Genomic DNA, 17,426 nt, shown 5'->3' with positions numbered 1-17,426 from the left:
GCCATGGCATTCGCTATGGTTTGCGCCAGTCGAGCAACAATGGCGTTAGTTACAGCAGCGAGAAAATCAGCACCGGTAACACCGCTTACTTCGATGTTCTGGCCGAAGCCGACAACGAACAAATGCTATTGCAGTTGTCGGCCTATGATAGTGCCGGTAATCAGCGCACGGTCCATTACAGCCTGTTGGTACAAGAACCGCAGTTGCAGCTCAGCGCTTTGCTGGTACAACCGGAATCACCAGAAGAACGTAGCCTTATCAAAGTGGGTTATGAAATTCAGGGTGAAACCAGTTTGGTGCGTGCAGCTGATGCCAAGCTTCGTGTCCTGGGGCGCTGGTACCCGGCCTCGATCCGAACCATTGCCGCTAACCATATCGCGCTTGAAACCGAGTTCATGGCGCCGGATTTGGAAACGGTGCCCAATCAGTTGGTGCCGGTGTCTTTGTATGCACCCTATGCTCAGTCAGGTCTGTTGAGTCGCGACGACAGCTTTACGCTGCATCCCGATACACAAAAGCCGTCAGTAAGAGTGATTTCCCCGGCAAATGGTAGTAGCGCAGAACAAGGCAAGCCTGTCGCGATCGAACTGCGCAGTTTCGATAACAAGCAAGTGGTTGCTGTCAATGCTTCGGTCAACGGTGTTCCAGTGGGCGATTTGGCTACACCAAACCGTTTCAGTTTCACGCCTCAAGATATTGGCCATCTGCAGGTGCAATTTGTCGCTCGCGACAGTGCAGGCAATGAAAGTGAAGCGGCGATCCTTGGTTTGGAAATTATTGATGCGGAATCCGCAATTCCTCACATTACGATTGCTACACCAATATCTGGTGCACGTTTCCCGGCCAAGTCGACGCTGGAAGTGGCGTTAAGTGCCAGCCATGTTGCGCAACTGAATCTGTATCTGGACATCAATGGTGAGGCCAGCATCAGTCCAGTTTGGACTCATGGCAGTGTCTCGACCACGAAAGACTTTATCGTGCCGATCACTTTACCTGAGGTGAGCGAATCGACGCTGGCGTCGTTGCGGGTAACGGATGGTGCGGGGCGCGAAGCTAGCCGGCTGATCCAGATCGAGCCTGACACCGGCATTGCTGCGGATGCATCGATCACAACGATTCCTGCGGATACGGTGTTGGCAGGTGGCAAGCTTATTTGGCGCAGCCAGTTGCCGGAAGGAATGGACGATGCGTCGCCACTCAGCAAGGCGGTATTAAAAGATAACCAGACGACATTGCGGGAGTCTGCAATAGATGGCGTCTGGCGTCATACGACGTTGCAATCGGATTCTGGTGTCGTCAATGTTGAGGCCAGCCTGAGTGATCTAAGCGGCCATCAGCGCACCAGCAGCAAGTCGCTGAACAAACGCGCCTATTTCCAATCGGAAAGCCTTATCTATCAAGCGCCGGTCTATATAGACCAGCATTTGACGCCGCTCGCTATCCCGTCGTCCAGCACGAACGAAATCGTTTGGGCGGAACCCACGGCAAGTGGCTATCGACTGCGCAGCAACGCTGGCGTCCTGCACTCGGTAGAAAACGCGCGCTTAACAGCACTGCACTTCTCCGGCTCGGCTTTGGTTGGTGCTGAACAAAGCAATGGCACAAATCGGTTAGTAGTTTGGGCAATTGCTGGCGAAAGCTTTGCTGCCGCGTCACGGGTAACATTGAACGGTGATCTTGTTGGTGCCGCTGGTGACTACGCCTTTGTGCGCAACGGAGCTTTCCTCTCAGCGCTGAATTGGAGGCACAACAGTTTGGTTGCCGGCGTTGCAGCTCCGGCAGCAATTAAACAAATCGTCTCAAGTCACGGCCGAATTGCGGTTCTGACCGGCAGTGAATTACTGGTGTATGAACTGGCACTAGCCGAAGCGATTCCGACGCTACGCTTACTGTCCAGCACGCCATTGCTTGCAGACTATGTCAGCGTCGATATCGATCAGGTCTTGCTGTGGAAAGGCAATCAGTTAAGCCGATACACCATTGAAGCCAATGGCAGCCTGATTCCGAACGAAAACATCAGCTTGCCGGCTGTGATTGAAGCGGTTGTCCACGATGGCGAACTCAGTTACGCGCGGGTTCAGCTCAATGGGCAAATTGCTTGGCTGGTCATCGAGACAGGTCAGGTGGTTGGTGTGCTACCGAGCGAGCGGCCCCATTTGACGACCGGTGTTGGAAAATTGTTCTTGTCAGGATTGTCGAGCAATGGCTGGACCGTGACATCGCTCGCATTGGCACCTGCACAAGGGGCGCAGCAGGCACAAGTCAATTGGACAACCAATCCTTTCCACTACCTGATCAAGCTAAGCGGTGAGTCCACGAGCTTGGGTGCCACAGCGGTTCGCATTCGCGATACAGCCGGTATGACGCCATATCAGCCACTGTGGACTAGCGAAGGCCCGGCTTATGCGGTTCGTTATGCTGATGTCAGTACCCCGATTAACGTCAGTGTTGCTTCACATCGTGACATCGAACAACAGATAGATTTGCCAGTCGTTAGCAGCAATCACAGTGCGCTATTACGACGCGTACCTAGCTTGTCCGAAGTCACCGCGTTGGCTGATGTGCCACTACGCCTGCAAGCGGACGCGAGTGGTCGTTACACACAACCAATATTGCTGTTCGCTGATGTCGTGCAAGCCAGTGAAAGCTCGCTCAACGATTGGTGGACGTGGGTGCGCATTGGCGAAGTCGGTGATGCCACATTGGCGGCGCAAGACCAGCAAAACACGGTACTCACAGATACCCTAACGATTGTTGCCAACAACGACACCGGCATTGACGCGCGCTGGATAGCGCCAGCGGAAAACGCTGCCGTTTCGGAGGGAGAACGCTTCACGGTGCAATTCGACGCCAGCGTCAATGGCGACTCGTTGAAGTATGTCGATTTACGTTTGGTTTCCGGTGATGGTCAGGAAAAAGCGCGACTGGTTTCCCGTGATCCATCTGGCGTTATCGAGTGGACTGCACCGCAAGTTGACGGCACCACTCCATACACCTTAGTGCAGCGCGTTTACGCCGGTGATCAGTTCCGCTACAAACAAACCGAGCGCACCATCCGCATCCTGGATCGCGCCGCCACGGCAATGAATTGGCGTACTTTGCCAGATGAGTTATTGACCGGCACATATGCCACCATTGCTGTCGATGCCAACCAGGCTGTACATACCGAAGTTACCGTTAGCGCCAATGGCGTGCCGGTGGTAATTGATGCAGGTGGAGAATTCCTGGTACCAGCGCAAGTGGAGCAGATAGAGGTGATCGCTAGAGCCGAATGGAGCAATGGTGACGTCAAAACCTTGTCCCGCTCGATTCCTGTGCGCGCGTTTATCGAGTTGTCGGCGCCGGCAGTTGGTGTTGATTACGATTTGGCTGTCGCTGATCTCGATGGCATATGGTACAGCGAAGATAACCAGCTGCATCATTCGTTCCGTGCATTGACGAAAACCTTTGATCACCGCATCAGTGCTCTGACTCATGCTGGCAGTGGTCTGTGGTTGGGCACAGAGACCGGTGAGATTCTGCTTTATGCGCCTGATCAAGATGCGATCATCGCGCGCTTGGCAGCAAGCCAACGCGTAGTGAGTCAGCTGGCAGAATTGAATAACGTCCTGTATGCCGTAGAGAACGGCGATCTGGTGCGTTACCAACGCCAAGGTCCGGAACTACACAACCGCGAAAGCAAGAACTTCAGCGGCGTCAGCTCGTTGACTTCGTGGGGTGATTTTGTCCTGGCCGTCAACGCGAGTGGTTTACGCGTTTATGACCGGTTCGGTACATTGAAACGAAGCATTCCGCTCGCGTACATCAATGGCGTTAGTGTCATTGATGCACATCACTTTGCTGTACACACTGCCGGCGGTGAAACCCGTGTCTACAATCATGTTGCACTGGTTGGTCAACTGCAAACGCCGTGGTCGGCAACACAGCTTGTCTACCTGAATGGTCACTTGCTCCACCTCAGTGAACAAGGTATCGGCATTGTCGATTTGCGTTCACCGTATCAACCGTTGATTCGCGGCAAATGGAAGTCGATAAGCACCAAAGCCAATGCCGTTTTGGCCGCCGGCAAACTCTATCTGGGCGAGCAAACCGGTCAAGTTGCTGCCATTTCTCTGTCACTTGGTGAAGTCCAAAGTCGTTACCGCTCGGCGATTGCCGGTGGTTTGGTCAAGGGCATTTCGTTGCGCGACGGTCGCGTTAGTGTCGCGGCATCACACCTTGGTGCGGTAACTGCTCAGATCAATGCCAACGGTGAGTGGCAAGAATCGGTGTTCCCATCGCCGTACTCGGCCACCGTTGATCGTGTTGCCAACAGCACCCTGTCGCGACAAATGACTCAGCAGGAGACACAACGGGTCATTGCGGTCAGTGTGGATGGCAAAAACACCGTGTCGACACTGCTGACTGGAAAAGCGTTCACAGAGCTTTCTTCCGGTGAGCGTTGGGTATTTGCCAGCTTCGCTAACCAGCTGCATGCCTATGATCGTGACACAGCGAAGCGCTATGAGTTGTCCGTCAGCAATGATCAACACATAGTCGCTATGGCACAGGCTGGAAACCAGCTGGTGCTGGCACTGGAAAATGGCGAGTGGGGTCGTGTCAGCGTTGACACGGGTATTCATTACACCGCGGTCGGGCAGCTTGGTTCGCGTCCGCTGCACATGATTCATTCGGGTGATCGGATACTGATCAGCACCGCTCAAGGCATTGTTGTCCGCAGCATTGACGGTTCCCTGAATCATCTGCTCGAAACGCCGGCAGCTCCGGTTGCCATGACCCGTAGTGGCGACCTCGCCTTCATTGGTTTCAACAATAACGAAATCCACGTGCTGAATCTGCGCGACGGCCAGTGGCAGTCACCTGCAACAGTCTGGACCAGCAATAAACCCATCAAAGGCCTGGCGGCGGAGCACGACCGCTTGTTTGTCGCGCTATTGGATGTTGGCTATGAAGTGATTCAGTTGCCCGCCAATTTGCGTCAGCCCAATCCAGCCGTTGACCTGACCGATTCAGTATCGCTGAAACATGGCGAGGTGTTGCGTGCTAAGCCATTCGACAGCCACGGTGTCAGCGCAGTCCGCTATCGGATCAACGGAGAAACGGTCTATTTTGCCGAGCACGCGCCGTTCTTGCTGCAATACACCTTGCCGTATGAATTGGCCAATGGACAAAACCTACGGCTTGATGCGGAAGTGCAATCCGTCGACGGCTCGATTCACTCCGCAACGCCGCGTTTTATTTCGGTGCGCAGTGACGAGTTGCCAGCGAATGCTTTCAGTGTTGCCGTTACGGCAGCCAGCACCTCCTATTTACCGACGCCATTGTCAATCAATGCTTCAATCGAAGACTCGACACGTCCAATCGAGCGCGTCGAGTTTTATCTCCGCGAGCAAGGACAAACTGCCTGGCGTTTGGCCGCAGTGCGAAAAGCAGCGCCATATCAGAGCAATCTGTCTTTAACGGCTGGTGCACATCAAATCAAAGCGCGTGCGATTGACGATGTCGGCAACATTTCCGAGTCCGCAGTGCACGAACTGCAGCGCTATCAAGATCAACAACCGCCGGTGGTCAATGCGACGATCACCGACTCGGTCATGGTTAACGGAAAGTTCGTTGCCGGTCAGCCGTTTACCATTAATGTGCAAGGTGCCGATGTTGACAGCGGCATTGCTCGCATCGAGCTGTATCGCGGCAGCAAGCTGGTTGCAGCATCCGAATCGGTTTCATCGTTGGCATTCCGCGAAACTCAAACAGCTCAAGCAGGTGTGCTGAATTATCACGCCACAGTTTATGACCGCGCCGGCAATGCCGGACAAACGTTTATCAGCGCCGAAATCATCGGCGATGCTCCACCACAAACTTCGCTGATTAATCCGATCACGGTGGTTCGTGAGTTGTCGAGTTTCAACGTCACCGCCCAGGTCAATGATGATGCCGGCATCAGTCAAGTCATTTTCAACTGGAACGGCATTGATTATGTTGAAACGCTGACAGGGCAGAAGAACGCGTCGGTAACCCGAGCGCTTGTCGATGTTCGTGAGCGGTTAAATGATGATCAATACGAAACGCTACGGGTTCGCGCGATAGATACTGCAGGCCAAGTCAGCCCAACAGTAGAGCACACCATTCTGGTTCGCCGTGATCGCCTACCGACGCCGAATGTGTTGTCGGCGCAGTTACCAAGCTTTGGCTTCTACAACAGCGCGCTGCCGATTACCGTCAATGGTTTCGCCAATGTAGACGATGGTGGTCCAGGCCAAGTGACTATTTCCGTTGTCGATGTCAGCTCCGGTTCAGCGGTGGAAATTGCGCGACCTGTTTACGCCTCGGGATGCACCTATTGCATTCGCTTTACCATGAGTACGCCGGACATCGATAGTGGTTTGACGTCCTCGAAATTCAAGTTGGTGGTTACTGATGGCTTGGGTCAGTCAGCAGAGTCGTCAGAATTCAGTATTCCGCTGACACGCAAACCTAACGACATTCGGTTTGACGCCAATCAGGACGCTAGCGTCAACCTGGCGCAGGTCCAAGCAGGTCACATCGCGTATCTGCAAACCCGTGTAGTGGATGAGGCGGCGCTCGCTGTTCCGCAACTGGCGATTGACTGGGTGATTGAGAACACGCTGAATAATCAACCGGTGTTCTCGGCGCGTGAGCAAACGGACGATCAAGGCTTCAGTCGTTTGGCTTGGGCTGCACAAGTGCAAACCGGTAGCTATCGCGTCAAGGCGACAGTGGCAGACTTCCCGTATCTGAATGTCACGCGCACCATTGACGTACTGTCCGGCCCGGCCAGTCGGATGCACTACAGTCATGTAGCGCCTGTCGAGGCTGGCGAAAGCTTTGAGCTACGGATAAAAGGCTATGACGCCGGCGACAATGAAGTGCGCAACGGCGATTATTTCGTGGAAGTATTGTTGGCGGAGCCGGGTTTCCAGATCCTGAGTGGCAGCCATATCAGTGTCGATACGATTGGCAACACCAAACGTATCCGCGTTAACGTCAAAAATGGCGAAGCCGTAGTGCCGATGATCTCCACAACCAAGGCCGGTACGTACCCGTTCTCCTTGCAGAACATCTCCGGTGGCAACTTCAAATTCAGTTACGATCACGACGGCAACCCGAACACCGCACCGCAGAACAATGTATCGAGCATCAACGTCAACGTCTTGTCACGGATTGGCGAGCGTTTCGTTGTCGATTTCGATTGCGCAGATGGCAGCACATCGACTTGCTTCGACAACGCCAGTGGCGGCTACGCGGACAAACTCGAACTGGGTGATGCGGCGACATTGGAAGTCAAACTGGTTGACCGTTATGGCAACCTTGCCACCACCTCTCGTCGCGGTGATGGTTCCATCGGTAACGCCAATATTCAGGTGCATTTGTTGGCATCGGGTACTGGCATGGTCGATGGTTCCACAACGAGGGCGCTGAATCTGTCAGGCGGCCGCGCTACGACGAAGGTAACGGCTGGCGCTGTTGAGGACGTCACGGTCAGCCTGACCGGTTCAACGCCGAGCTTGCTGGAAACCTCGTTCGCCGCCAATAAAACGCTGTCGTTCTTGAAGCTGGCGCCGTTGATGCAAAGTGTCACATTGCACAAGGCTACTAACGCCGAGACGTTTGAATTCGAGGTGAAATTCTCTGAGCCGGTACAGTGGATAGACAACGAGGTTTCGCCATTTACCGTACACCTGTATGGATGGTCTAACGCGAGCACCGGTACTTATCGGGTACAGGATGATCGCGTTTTCTTCCGCTTCGAACCGGTCGGAACGTTAAACGCGTATTTCTATGTGCGTACCCAGAATAGTGGTCTGCGCGGTGTCGCCGAGGGCGATGTACCGGTACCGAAAGAGTCCGCTTATATTTATGGCGCTCAGGCATTGCTGAACGTCCCCAACCCACTCTATGCCTTGTCTGGTAGTCAGCAGGTGTTTGAGGCCACATTGTCCAGTGGTTGGACGTATGCGTCGATCACCCATGGCGAAATATCGATCGATGATGTCGCCCAAGCGATTTCATGGGAGCAACGCCAATTTGTCCTGCCTACACTGGACCAGGAAGAATCCCACCGCTTAGTCACCGTGCAGGCAAACGGTCGCTACGGTGGCTCACAAATTCGCATTGGAAATGAGCTGCAGTACTTGGTGCTTTCACCTGAGGGCGATTACGACCTTGATGGCCTGAGCAACGCGATTGAAATCAACAACGGTTTGAATCCAACCGTCAACGATGCCAGCGCGGATACCGACGGTGATGGGTTGAGTAACGCTCAAGAGATCGATCTGGGTACCAATCCGCTGGTCGCCGACACAGACGAAGACGGTATCAATGACGGTTCAGAAGTGCAGCTCGGTACCAACCCACGCTCGGCAGATTCCGACAACGATGGCGTGCCGGATGGTATTGAAGTGGCCAGTGGATTTGATCCGAATGACGCCAACAGCGTCGGTATTGATGTCAGCTTGATGCAATCGCTGCGTATGGATCCGGTAAGCATCACGGTGCCGCTAGCCAGTGAGACGGTACAGTTCAACGCCTTGGCGACGCTGTCTTACAATGGCCGTGATTACGAAATCAACGTCAATGCGGCAACGTTCGGCACAAGTTTTACCAGTGCTGACAACACGGTGGCGGTGTCGCAGGGGGCAGGTTTATACGCGCTGAACAGCGCAGGTGAGATCACTGTTACGGCGTTGCTGGCAGGTTTTGACGCCAGCGCTACGCTGACGGTTACTTCTGCCGACCTGACAACCTATGAAGGTCAAGTGCAGTTGGCGCAAGACACCGCGATCAATCGTGCGTTGATTCAGGGCGCAACGATAACCGGTGAAAACAACACACGTTTCGATTTGATTACTTCCGGTGATGTATTGGTCCGTGCTGGAGATGGCGGCGAATATTCGTCAATCACGGTTGATGAGCTGACGATTGGTACGGATTTGGTGGTGCGTGGTACGACATTCACAGTCAATGCTCGCCGTGTCAACGTAGGCGGCCTACTGCGTGTCGAAGAAGGCGGCAGTATTGTCTGGAACGTTGCCGAAGGTGTGTTCGTCGCCGGTGATCTGGAGCTTCGAGATAGCTCGTCGTTCACCGTTCCTGCCGCCACCAGTATGCCGATACGTTTGCAGCTAGAAATCGCCGGCAACGCCTTGGTCGAAACCGATGCAAAAATCGATGTCACAGGCAAGGGGTATGGCGCGAGCTATGTATGGCCTGGTGTACAGGTGTCCAACAGCAATGATTATCCGCACAGCCGGTCGGGTTGCCATGGCGGTAGTGCGGCGAATCGTCATCGGATGTGTGGTTACGGCGATTATCGGGATCCGCAATTTGCTGGTTCAGGCGGCCGTTACGCTGCAGGCGGTGGAGTTGTACGACTTTCTGCCAATAGTCTGACGTTGCACGGAAATATTCGCGCCGACGGTGCGACCACACAACAATCCTACTCCTATGAACCAGTTGGTGCAGGGGGCTCAATCAATATCGTGACCGCTCAGCTAATCGGCAGCGGTGAAATCAGCGCCCGAGGCGGCAACGGCTATCACTATGGGTACGCTGGCGCGGGTGGTCGTATTGCGGTACGTGGTGACCGTTCCGAGTATCAAGGACGGTTCATTGCGGACGCCGGTGAACGTGGTTACTACACAACCTATTCTAGCGCCGGTACCGTGTTCTTCGCGCATGCGCAGGAAAGCTTCCTGAGTGTTTCCAACACATCGCAAAACGGCCAAGCCAAAGCGGGTCCTCTGTACGGTACCGCATTGGATCGGTTGAACCTGTTATCGACGGTGGAGTCGGTGCAAACGGTAGAGGCTGCGGTCAATGGTCAGCCGGGCCGGTATCGCATCAAACCAGCGACAATCACATCGCAAGGAACGGCGCTGCCATGGATTGGATACATCAACCCATATCAAGTAGAAGAAGCGATTCTGAGTACAGAGGTTACTCAGCACGTACGCTTCAAGCGTCAGGACCTGCTTCGCTATAACGTCGTGCGCCTGTGGGTGTACGAGTTGAACAGCGATGACAGCATTCGGCGCCTGGTTGCGAATTTGAGCGGTTCTACGGTACAGGATGGATGGGTTTTATCCGCTGGACGTTATCTGCTGGTCTACGGCGACAACCTGACAGATGCTCAAGCACGCGCACGCACGTCGACGCAGAACACCAGCAGTCCGTTTGAGTTGGAAATTACTGCGGGTCATCCGGTCTCGTTGCAGTACCAAGCAACGTTCGAACGCTCCTCTGCTGCCGTGGGGTCTGGTTTGAAGGATGCCATGGTCAGCATTGGCGCCATCGACGCCACGATAGTTGAAAACGATGAGCACGAATTCATTATCGAAACGCATGAAGTGCTTGATCAGTCAGCTGTCGGCCAACAACTTGCTGGACTACAGGTTCTGACAGGATTGAATGTTTCTGGCTTGGCGTCTGTGGACTTCGGTCAGAGCGTTCTGCGGATTAATTCCCTGGATGACATTCAAATTGAGTCCGGCCATGATTTGCGCGCCGGCACGCTTGATGAAGCCACGCTGTCAGCCTTGCTGGAACGTGGTATCAACCTGCGCCTGCAACGCTTGCCAAACATTGCCAATATCAATCTGCTGCAACCGGCGCGGTTGAGTGTTGCTGAATCAGTCATTGCGAATTCGATCACAGTGCAGCAGGTAGACTTTAGCGTCGATAACCGTATTCAAGCCTCCAGCATTAGCGCTAGTGCTGGAGGAACGATTGCGGCACGTAATGTTGTTGCAGATCATGTGTCGTTGTCAGGCTCCACTATGCGCGGCTACACTTTTGAAATAAGTGGCGACGCTTTGCTGACCGATAGTGCTGTCATCGAACTGCCCGCTAGTGAGCCCAACCTGTATCAACCTGGCCGATTGTTATTGAATGTTGGTGGCCATCTGCACCTGCCGATTGGTACAAGAATTAATGCGCGTGGTCGTGGGTACATTGACAACGTCGGCGGTGTATTTGCCGACAGCACGATGAATAATTGTCATGGCGGCATCTACAGCACTAGCATCGATTGTGCTTACGGTGATTATCTAAATCCAACCGTTGCCGGTAGCGGCTCTCAATCGAGTGGCAATGGCGGCGGTGGTGTGGTGATCATCAATGCAGAAGAATTCACCCTCTACGGAAGCATTGATGCGTCAGCGAACTACGGTGCTGGTGGTAGCGTCAATATAAATACCGATACGCTCAATACCCAACCGTCCAGTGGCAACAATGGTTTAATTAACGTCAGCGCGACTTATTACGGTGGTGGTGGTCGGGTGTCGGTGAACGCCATCAATGCGTCAGCTATCCATAACCTGCAACTTCGTACGTCCGGCGCATCGAACTATAACGCCGGATCTGGTACTGCGATCAGCAGAGTCAATGGCTCTGAGCCAACGTTACATATCAGCGCTGTTAGCGGCAGCAACGCATCGAAAACTCGTTTGACCGATATTGGTCGCGGAACGATTGAAACCGTGACTGCCTTGGGCGGTGGCAAGTACCAGATTACTTCCGTTCAAGCGACATCAAAGGAAACCGGCTTCGTAGGTCAGCTAAATGCCAATGGCGTGGCAATGTTCAAGTTTGCCAATCCGCAATCACAAACCTTCAACTTCCGTAATGCTGGTGTGGCAGATAGACAACGTCTTCATGTTTTCCGTGATGATGGCGTACTGGATACTGCTGATGCAGTAGCCAATATCAGTCTAGCTGCAGCCGGATCCAATAATCGAACTTTGCCTGCTGGCAACTATGTTGTCGTGATCTGTGATGAGGTTTGTACCGTTGCTGAGGCCGTTGCAGTCCGTACCGATCGTATGGCGGGCAAACCCGTTCGCATTCGCGCGACTGCTCCGAATGCTTTCACGACCAATTCGCCATGGTCGGCACTCGATTATCGCGGCCAATCTTTGGCGGGTATGTGGCTGGCCATCAAACCTGAGAACCAGAGTGAAAAACTGGTTCGCATCGTCGCCAACAGTCGAGATCAAGCTACCGTTGAAGATGTCAATGGTGTGCTCAGTGGCATCAATCTGGGCGGCGCCAGTTACGTGGGTGTTCATCGTTTTGAGCGCGTCCATCTCGGCAGCAATGTCACCCTGGATTTGGGTGCCGATCGACTAGTGATTGATGATGTGGCTGGTTCAAGTTTTGCCTCGTCAGCGGCGGTGAACATTTCAGAATGGGATGCGGAACTGGTAACGGCGATGGGGGCAGCCGGCGCCACGGTGCGCATTGATCAACCGGTTGAGTTGTCATCGTTGAATGCGGCTGATATCAACAATGGTGGTTTGGAGTTCAACAGTGAGCTCACCTTCAACTGTAACAGCGCGCCATGTGTGCAGTTGGGTAATGGACGTTTCCGTTTCGCCAACGCGTTGGTGGTGAACGGCGATATCACGGTCGGTAACAACACCCAATGGTTTGCTCCTTCAGTAACCGCGGCAAATTTGACCGTCAACGGCGGCAGCAACAGCAACATCGAGATCGCGAGTGCAACCATTGCCGGTAACCTGAGTTTGAATGGCGCGGTCTGGACGGTACCGGCTTCGACCAATTCAGCCGAGTATGCATTGTCGATGAATGTGCAGGGACAGCTGAGTATTTCGGCGGATTCCGAATTGAATGTGAATGGCAAAGGCTACTCCAGCACATCGTGGCCCAATCGCGTTGGACCTGCGTTAACCCAAGGCTGCCATGGTGGCAACCAATGGAATAAAGTGTGTACGGTTGGTAATTTCACTGATGCAAGCGCATTCGGTTCTTACGCCTACTATTCGAATTCCGCGGGCGGCAAAGTCCAGATCACCGCCGCAAATGTTTTGCTGGACGGCGCGATTACCGCTGACGCTGTTAACAAGACTCGTAATGGCGCATCAGGTGGAAGCATTCGTATTGACGCGAGTGAGTTAAGCGGGGCAGGTAGGTTGTCCGTTCGTGGTGCCGACACCTCTTATAGCAATTATCCAAGTGGTGCCGGTGGCCGTATCGCAGTCTATGCAGAGCACGATGCCTTCTCGCACGACGTCAATGTTGCGGCCGGTAAAGCTAACAGCGAAACCCATAATGCTGGTGCCGGTACGGCCTGGTTCAAAGCACCGAATCAATTTGGGGATTTGTATATCCACAATGGTGGTGTTCAGGCTGTTGGCAGCACATCGTTGGCTCGTGTTGGCAAGGGCGTGATTACACAGGCCATCCGGGTAAGCGAAGGCTCATCACAATGGCGTTTGCTGGCCAACGCCTACGAACATACCGGCACAAGGTTTAACCTTCGTCGTTACTTGGAAAGTCAAACAATCGATCACTATCGCTTGACGGTGACCGAAACCACCAGCTTGACTTGGCAGGTCTCGGAGTTTGAAGGCACATTTAACCCAAGGATGTACTTAATCGACTTGGGCAATAACCAATCGCTTTGGACAGGCACTGGTGAAGGTCAATACACGCGAGAACTGGCGCCTGGAGAGTATTTGTTCACGATGGGTGCAAATCACTACAGTGAGGCCAATGCAAAGAGCAAGACCACAACGAATACCAGCAAAGGTATGTATCAGTGGGATCTGTCATCAACCAACCCGGTAGAGCTCAAAACAGCGAATCGTTGGGTACCGAACACGGCACTTGCTGGTGAGGGTCTGGACAATGCCGCGCTGCAGTTGTCGGTGAATGGTGAAACCCGGTCTTATCCAATTGTCTCGAACACGGCAGATAGCGTCGTGATTGATACCACTGACGCCAGCATTGACTTGTCAACGTTGTCGGACACCGCGTTTGTCGGTTTGATTAACCTACGCCGTCTGCACATTGGTGGGAACGCGAAAGTCGATTTTGGCGACGAGCTACTGAATGTACAGGAGCCGGAAAACTCCACGTCGGACCGCACCTCAATCATTACCCACAACGCTCTGGATTCACGAGCATTTGAGCTGGCACGTCTGGGCTTGATGGTGCACCTCGACAACATTAACGCTTTGCCAAGTGGAGCTTACGACCTTGGATTGGGCGGCTTCCAGTTTGCGCAAGCCATCTCTGCCGATGAGGTACAACTGACTGCCGGTGAGCTGAATTTCACGCAGGGCGCTACGTTTGCATCGCTACAAAGCTATGGCGATATCGTTACCCCGCATCTGAATATTACCGGTGACCTGGATTTGTATGCCGGCACGCTGAGTGGTGTGGCGCCGGTTAAACCTGCCGACTTGAACACACCGGTGAATCCAGAGCCACTAAGGGTGACGATCGGTGGCCGGTTGTTGCTTGATGAGGCCGCCAATATTGTTATGTCCGGCAGAGGTTACCCTGACGGCTTCAGTCCTCGTCGTGGTAGTTGGTTAGGCTGCCATGGCGGCTCGGCCCAGGTAAGTGGTAACTGTGTTTACGGCGATTACTTACGGCCGCAATATTCCGGTTCGGGCGGCACGGCGAATTCTGGTGAACGCGCATACGGTGGTGGGGCGATTCATGTCACAGCTGACTCGATGCTGTTGGCAGGTGCAGTTCACAGCGATGGTGATCATGGCGTCAATGGTGCCGCAGGCGGTAGCATTTGGCTGGAAGCGGACGCCAACGTAGAGATTGCTGCCACGGCATCCATTCGGGCGAATGGTGGTGACGGCAACAATGGCGGCAATGCGGGCGCAGGCGGAAGAGTCGCTATTCACGGCCAAACCGTAAAACAGAATGACATCGATGTCAGTGTTGTCGACAATGTACAAGCGAAGGCCGGTGAGCTCGGTATTCCCTCTGGAGCGGGAACGGTCGCACTTCAAGCCGCAGGGGAAAGCATCAATTTCCTGGTTCGGAATGGTGATGTAAATGCACCGGAAGGCAGCACGTCACTGGTGTCAGTTGGCACTGGTGAGGTATTAGGCAGCGAGCAACTGACCGACACAACTTGGCGGATACGTGTAAGTCAAGCCACCTCTTCGACGAACGAAATTCGTTACGAGGGCATGTTGAATGCAACGGACGTGATTGTTCAGCGGTTCACTGTTGTTAATCCGAATACAAACGTCAGTATCAACGATTTGGCGATAGGCTCTCAGCTGTACTACCGCACACTGTACTTGTTCAGCCTCACATCGCCATCGGCAATGCCGACCAGCGATCAGTCTCCGATCCTTTCTGATACGAAAGCATACTGGTCAACTAGCCCGTCGAATATTACGTTGCAACCAGGCCACTATGTTTTGGTTTTCGGCGGCTACTACTTCCCGATCGAGAGCGCCAGACTTCTCGTAAATCCAGATGGAAGCTATTTCGGAAACTACAGACTGACAATCAGTAGTAACCAAGACCTATTGATCAGAGATAGTTGGCAGCAAAGTGCAGAAAATCCCTATCAGAGCTTAGTCGGAAGACATGTCACGCTGAACAAGAATAACCCGGACGCGCCGCTGTATCGCATTATTGCCAATGCTGGTGATTCGTTTGATATCGTCGTGCCAGAGCAATCGAATCCGGTAACCAATGAGGGGTGGCAGTACGAAGGCGTGCACGACTTCAATGTGCTACGCGTCCAAGAAGGTGCTTCAGTAGATTTTGGTTCAGATGAAGTACGGGTGAGTGATGTCGCGAACTCTGTTATCTCCGGCGCCGTTCGTTCGAACCGTTCATTTGAGTCGCTGTTGCCGTTGATCAATGGCGGCTCAATGACGGTAAGCGGCAATTACACAACGCAGAACCTAACATTGAACTTGAACAACGGAGCGGTTCGCTTTGAGGGCAACGTCGACGTTGAGCATTTCGATGTTGCCGCAGGCACCGTTGATATAAGTGGTTCGCTTTCCGTTGGCCAAACCGCGACGCTAAATGCAGGCGGAATGTTGCGAGTTCGATCGATGACGGCAGATGATGTGCTGATATCGGGCGGCCAACTGGAAACGAATTCCGTTGTGTCCAATTTGGACATCATTGTAGAAGCCAGTGGTGTACATTTTGGTCGCATCTCCGGTCGTTATGCCGACACGGACTCTCGGACGCTATTCCCGCTTTCGCTGCAAGCGGAAGGTGACGTCATTGTCAGAGAAAACGCCTACATTGATGTCAGTGGTCGAGGTTACCCGAAAGGTTATGACCACGAGTTTTATTACAACGAGTTCTGGAATCGTGAACAGGTCTACGGCTCAGTTGGTTGTCACGGGGGTGTTCGAGGCGGCGGTTTGGGTGAGTCCTCCGATAGCTGCACTTATGGAAGCTATGCCAAAGCCAACACGGCCGGCACGGGCGGGGTCGTGATTTATGGAAACGATGACGGAGAAGGCGAAGGAGGTGGGAGTTGGAAACCACAGCCATTCCAATTCAAACCATCCGTCATCATTGCTGAACAGAATGATTACCCAGGTAACGGTGGTGGTGTCGTAAACATCACTGCAGCCAATGTCGTTTTGTACGGCACCATTGAAGCCTCGGGCTTTGGTTCGAATGAGACGGGTGTGGGCGGTGGCGCCGGTGGTAGTGTGCGCATAGAGGCCAACCTAGACGGCAATGGCCAAGTGATAGCCAACGGCGGTAGTGCGACGGACGAAAGTTTGATTGCGGGCGGTGGTGGGCGCGTTGCAGTAATTGGTGACACTTCAACATTTACTGGGTCGTTGCAAGCGGCATCTGGCTCCGGCGGTGAAAGCGGTGGCGCTGGCACTGTGTATGTCGCTACAAGTGATATGAGCAGCGCAACGCTGACCATTGACAACGCGGGATTAATCAGTCCAATCAATGGCACGCCAATCGCCACGGTGAGCTCTGGCGTCGTCAATTACGTGGAAAATTACAACAGCGAAGAATACTACTTCTCTGGGGCAGAAACTGATAGTCGACTTGTTCATGAATTCCGCTATGACGAAACCACGAACTTCAGCTCAGAAATTCTGGTGACTGAGACCACCGAAATTTCGCTCACCGATTTGAACGACTACGAAGGCGGATGGCAAGTCAACATCTACCAGCTTGGAGACTGTGGTGAGTGTGGTGAAACGCTTGTTTCCGAAGAGTCATTACCTGCGATTATTTCACTCGAGTCAGGACGCTATAGGCTGGAGTTTTATGGGGGCTGCTTTGATGAATGGTGCGGTCCGAATGGCTACATTCAATTGCAGGCCTCAGTACCAGTAAGCGTTACTTCCAGTATTGAGTTTACGCCAGTACAAGATGCTTCCGATTACTGGGTGATTTTCAATCAAAATGAGGCAAACGAATCAATCAATCAGCTGAAGCACGTGTATGATTCGGGCGCCTGGGTTTGGACAACGGAAGAGCCATCAGTTGGCACACCGTTTGTTGGTGTTCACTTCCTGGACAACATCAATATCGTCAACGGCGCATCAGCCGATATGCGCAATGAAGTTTTGCGCCCACCTTCTCAAAAGCCGGAAGGTCGCGCAGGTGAGGGTAATCCGGAGTAA

The 17,426-nt window shown here is 53.4% G+C and carries 1 protein-coding gene (only partly in view); it reads left to right on the top strand.

The genetic code is table 11. The annotated features are described in order from the left end of the window. Positions 1–17,426: the final stretch of an Ig-like domain-containing protein gene (locus E2H98_RS09160; protein ID WP_133592238.1), read on the top strand. It extends 23,089 nt beyond the left edge of the window; the window shows 17,426 of its 40,515 coding nt (coding positions 23,090–40,515); the start codon falls outside the window, past its left edge; its stop codon occupies positions 17,424–17,426.

Origin of the sequence: Permianibacter aggregans (assembly GCF_009756665.1) — a bacterium.
Taxonomy (GTDB): Bacteria; Pseudomonadota; Gammaproteobacteria; order Enterobacterales; family Permianibacteraceae; genus Permianibacter; species Permianibacter aggregans.
Note: the sequence above shows the minus strand (reverse complement) of the source record. Positions and strands in the feature narration are given on the sequence as shown.